Origin of the sequence: Streptomyces sp., assembly GCF_031178505.1 — a bacterium.
Lineage (GTDB): Bacteria > Actinomycetota > Actinomycetes > Streptomycetales > Streptomycetaceae > Streptomyces > Streptomyces gulbargensis.
On record NZ_JAPSIW010000631.1, the window covers coordinates 1 to 4,160 of the forward strand.

Genomic DNA, 4,160 nt, shown 5'->3' on the forward strand with positions numbered 1-4,160 from the left:
GGCCGCGCTGCTCACCCTGGACGACGGGACGCTGGTGACGGCGACGGCGACCCGGTGCAACGGGGCCGGGTACGACGTGCGGATGGAACTGGCGGGCGACCGGGACCAGATCGCGGTGGGCCTGGGGGACCGGACGCCGCTGCGGTCGGTGGAACCGCCGGGCCCGCCGGCGCCGTCGAGTCCGTGGCCGGGTTTCCTGGAGCGGTTCGCCCCGGCGTACGAGGCCGAACTGGACGCGTTCGTAAGGCTGGTGCGGGGCGAGGCCGGCAATCCGTGCGACGGCCGGGAGGCGCTGACGGCCCTGCGGATCGCGGAGGCGTGCGAGCGCTCCCGGCGCGAGCGGCGTCCGGTCCGCGTGGACGGGGCGGCGGGCGAGGGGTAGGTCGCTCCTTTCCGACCTCGCCGGGCTCGCGGCCTTCCCGGCCCCTGGGAGGTGCCCCCGGACCCGCGCCACGCGGTGTCGTGGAGGCACCCGCCCGGCTCGCGCCCCTTCCGGCCCCCGCTTCCCCCGGCCACCACTGGGACGCGTCCCCGGACCCGCGCCGCCCGGCACCGCACCGCGCGGTGTCGTCGCGGCACCCCGAGCCCGACGAGGGCGGCGAGCAGGAAGAGGGCGGTGTCGACGCCCCAGTCGCGGACGGTACGCCGGGGCCGGACCGTCCCGTCCCCGCCCGGGGCGACCAGGTGGGAGGGGAACAGCCAGTGCTGCCGGTCCGTGCCTGTCATCAGCGCAATGTACGCAGCCGGGGGCCGCGTACCGGGTCGCGCGGGCCCGCGCCGGTACCGAAGTCGCCGGGGTCGAGACTTTCGTCGCGGGCGGCGTGGACGAACGGCGGACGCGGCGGGCGGACCGCCCCGGCGATGATCGCTCCATGAAGAGGTTTCTTGAGGTCACCGGTTTTCTGGTCACCGTCTTCGGGGTCTGCGGGGTGATCCGCGAGTTGACGGACGGCTGGTTCACGTTCATGGGCCTGACCCGTTTCCTGACGGAGAACATAGCCGTCCTGGAGGGCAGGGAGCTGTACGCGAACCTGGTGATCGCGGTCCTGGGGCTGGCCGTGATGATCGCTTCGGACCGGGTGGCGAAGGACTGAGCGTCCCGGCCCGGGGATGGACGGGGGTCAGCTGTCCCGCGCGCCGAGGTGTTCGGCGACCCGCTGGGTGACGGCGCCGGCGGCGTAGAGGGCGGCGCCGGCGGCGGCGAAGGGGACCGAACCCCCGAGCAGGGCGAGGAGACCGGGCCAGTCACGGGCCTCGACGCAGTCGTCATGGTTGACGTACTCGCTGGTGAGGAGGGGTGGGCAGGGGCTGCCGCCGCCCTCCTGCTCGTACGGGGTGAGGAGCAGCGCGGCGAACCAGACCCAGAGGAGCCCGGCGACGGTCAGCAGGCCGAGGCCCCAGCCCTGGGTGCGCCGGGCGCGGGTGACGAGGGGGATTCGGGGGCAGCGGGTGTCATGGACACAGAACTTATCGGGCGTCCCGGTCGGCGGTGCGGCGGCCCCACGCGGTCCCGGCGAGGACGAGGGCGGCGCCCGCGAGACCGGGGAGGCCGAGCCGGTCCCCGGCGAGGGCGAGGCCCGCGGCGGCCGCCCAGAGCGGCTCGGTGCCGAGGAGGAGACTGACCCGGGACGGGGAGGTGCGACGGACGGCCCACATCTGCACGGCGAAGGCGAACAGGGTGCAGAGGACGGAGAGGAAGAGGAGTCCGGCCCACTCGCGGGGGCCGAAGCCGAGCGCCACGGTCCAGGGGGAGGCTCCGGTGCCGGGGAGGGCGGCGATGACGGCGAAGACGGTGACGGCGGCACCGAGCTGGACGGTGGTGAGCGAGAGCGAGTCGGCGGACCGTACGGCCTTGATGCGGGACATGGCCAGGACGTGGACGGTACGGGCGACGGCGGCGAGCAGCATCAGCAGGTCGCCGAGGGAAGGGGTGGTGAAGCCTCCGCCCTGGGTGAGCAGGACGACGCCGGTGACGGAGAGGGCGGCGGCGCCGAGGAAGGCCCGGGGCGGGCGGGTGCGGGTGACGGCGGCCTCGGCGAGCGGGGTGAGGATCATGGTGAGGCTGATGATGAGGCCCGCGTTGGTGGCGGAGGTGTGGACGACGCCGTAGGTCTCCAGGAGGAAGATCCCGCTGAGGATCAGCCCGAGGAGGGCGGCGCCGCGCCACTGGGCGGCGCCGAGCGCCCGCAGCCTGCGCCGGCCGGCGACGACGAGGACGGGGAGCACGAGCGCGAAGCGCAGGACCAGGACGGCGACGACGGTGTGGGTGGTGGTGATGCCCTTGGCGGCGAGGTAGCTGCCGCCCCAGACGACGGCCACGAGGAGCAGCGGGAGGTCGGTGACCCAGGCCCGGCGGGTGGTGCCGAGGGGGACGGGGGCGGCGATCGACGTCATGGCGGCCGGAGCTCCAACGGTGGTGACGGGGTGGAGACTTCGGCGGCTCGCACGTGGAGCGCTCACCGTACCGGGCACGGCCCGTGGTGGCTACATCTTTCCCCTGCTCCTCTCCCCCGGGCTCAGTAGCTGCCGTAGGTGGGGCGGCCGGCCCGCTCGTACGTGTGGATGGTGACACCGGTGCTCGTGGTGCGGCCCTCGATGTGCCGGAACGCGGTGGGCCGGGTGCCTTCGGGGAAGAGGCGCCGGCCGGTGCCGAGGACCACGGGGAAGACGAGGAGGTGGAGGATGTCGATCAGATCGTGGTCCAGGAGGGTGCGGGCGAGACCGCCACTGCCGTGTGTCTGGATCTCACCCTCGGTGCGTGCCTTGAGGGCGTCCACCTCCTGCGGGACGTCGCCGCGCAGGAGCGTGGTGCCTTCCCAGTCGGCGCTGGTCAGGGTGGTGGTGGCGACGTACTTGGGGAGGGCGTTGAGTTTGGTGGCCACCGGGTCGGCCGGGTCGTGCCGGTGGGGCCAGTAGCTCGCGAAGATCTCGTAGGTGCGGCGGCCGAGGAGGAAGGCGGTGGGGCGGGCGAAGACCTCGTCGATGAACTGCCCGAAGTCGTCGTCGGCGTAGGGGACGGTCCAGCCTCCGTGCTCGAAGCCGCCGGTACGGTCCTCGTCGGGGCCGCCGGGGGCCTGGTGGACGCCGTCGAGGCTGAGGAACTGGGTGAGGCTGAGGGTGGCCATGGCGCGTGCCTTTCTCTTCCGGACCATCGTGTCCCGGAAGTTCCGACCGCGCCGCCCGGCGGAACTCATCGGCGCCGGTCGTGGTGTCCGTTTCCCGCCAGCGCCCGGACCCGCCGCCGCGTTTCCTTGAACCTGCAACCACTTGGTGCGGAGAGAGAGGGTTCCGGGATGTCCATGAGGAGCGGTACGGCGGTTCTGGTGACGGGCGGCAGCCGGGGGATCGGGGCGGCCACGGCGGTGCGTCTGGCGCGGGAGGGGGCGGATGTGGCGTTCACCTACGTGCGGGACGAGCGGCGGGCGAAGGAGGTGGCGGCCCGGATCGAGGAAACGGGGCGCAGGGCGCTGCCGCTGCGGGCGGACGCGGCCGACGCGGGGGACGCGGCGGGCGCGGTGGAGTGGGCGGCGGACGCGCTGGGCCGGCTGGACGTGTTGGTGAACAACGCGGGCGTGGGGGTGCTGGGGCCGTTGGAGTCACTGTCCCTGGCGGAGGTGGACCGGGTCCTCGCGGTGAATGTCCGGGCGGCGTTCCTGGCATCGCAGGCGGCGGCCGGCCGTCTGGGCCGGGGCGGGCGGATCGTCACGATCGGTTCGTGCATCGCCGGCCGCGTGCCGGGGCCGGGCGGCACGCTGTACGCGACGAGCAAGGCGGCGCTGGCCGGCCTGACGAAGGCGCTCGCCCGCGAGCTGGGCGAGCGCGGCATCACGGCGAACCTGGTCCACCCGGGCCCGACCGACACGGACATGAACCCGGCGGGCGGCCCGTACGCCGGACCGCAGGCCTCGATGACGGCCCTCGGCCGCTTCGGTACTCCGGAGGAGGTCGCCGCGATGGTCTCGTTCCTCGCGGGTCCCGAGGCGTCGTACGTGACGGGCGCGGAGTTCACCGTCGACGGCGGCCACACGGCGTAGACGCCCCCGGCGAGTGAGCCGAAGGGCGCGCCGGGGGAACGGTGCCGGGCGCGCGCAGGCCCGCGAGGGACGAGGGAGGCGAGCACGGCCGGGGCCGTGAGCCCGGCTCGGGCGCCCGGAGGCGAA

5 protein-coding genes are annotated in these 4,160 nt (G+C 74.4%); 3 read left to right on the plus strand and 2 right to left on the minus strand.

The window, feature by feature from the left end; translation table 11 throughout:
* Both RIF68_RS29350 and RIF68_RS29355 read left to right on the plus strand, forming a co-directional pair.
* A partial coding sequence (locus RIF68_RS29350; protein ID WP_309054309.1) for a Gfo/Idh/MocA family oxidoreductase occupies positions 1 to 382 on the plus strand: 382 nt, incomplete at its 5' end.
* Between the two features lie 490 nt (positions 383 to 872).
* Entirely contained in the window at positions 873 to 1,094 is a 222-nt protein-coding gene (locus tag RIF68_RS29355; protein ID WP_309054310.1) for a hypothetical protein, read from the plus strand.
* A 373-nt stretch (positions 1,095 to 1,467) separates the two neighbouring features.
* Here the strand turns inward: RIF68_RS29355 and RIF68_RS29360 are convergent, their stop codons facing one another.
* Positions 1,468 to 2,394, minus strand: coding sequence for a DMT family transporter (locus RIF68_RS29360; RefSeq protein WP_309054311.1), 927 nt, complete (start codon positions 2,392 to 2,394; stop codon positions 1,468 to 1,470).
* Between the two features lie 122 nt (positions 2,395 to 2,516).
* Entirely contained in the window at positions 2,517 to 3,125 is a 609-nt protein-coding gene (locus tag RIF68_RS29365; RefSeq protein WP_309054312.1) for a dihydrofolate reductase family protein, read from the minus strand.
* A gap of 168 nt (positions 3,126 to 3,293) precedes the next feature.
* On the opposite strand from RIF68_RS29365, the gene RIF68_RS29370 reads away from it, so the two are divergent.
* A complete protein-coding gene (locus tag RIF68_RS29370) occupies positions 3,294 to 4,034 on the plus strand; it encodes an SDR family oxidoreductase (protein ID WP_309054313.1) in 741 nt (246 codons plus the stop codon).
* Positions 4,035 to 4,160: the final 126 nt, after the last annotated feature.

Excerpts from the sequence above, each read along its gene's own strand:
- RIF68_RS29355 (WP_309054310.1), top strand. The coding sequence starts at position 873 with ATGAAGAGGTTTCTTGAGGTCACCGGTTTTCTGGTCACCGTCTTCGGG.
- RIF68_RS29360 (WP_309054311.1), bottom strand. The coding sequence starts at position 2,394 with ATGACGTCGATCGCCGCCCCCGTCCCCCTCGGCACCACCCGCCGGGCC.
- RIF68_RS29365 (WP_309054312.1), bottom strand. The coding sequence starts at position 3,125 with ATGGCCACCCTCAGCCTCACCCAGTTCCTCAGCCTCGACGGCGTCCAC.
- RIF68_RS29370 (WP_309054313.1), top strand. The coding sequence starts at position 3,294 with ATGTCCATGAGGAGCGGTACGGCGGTTCTGGTGACGGGCGGCAGCCGG.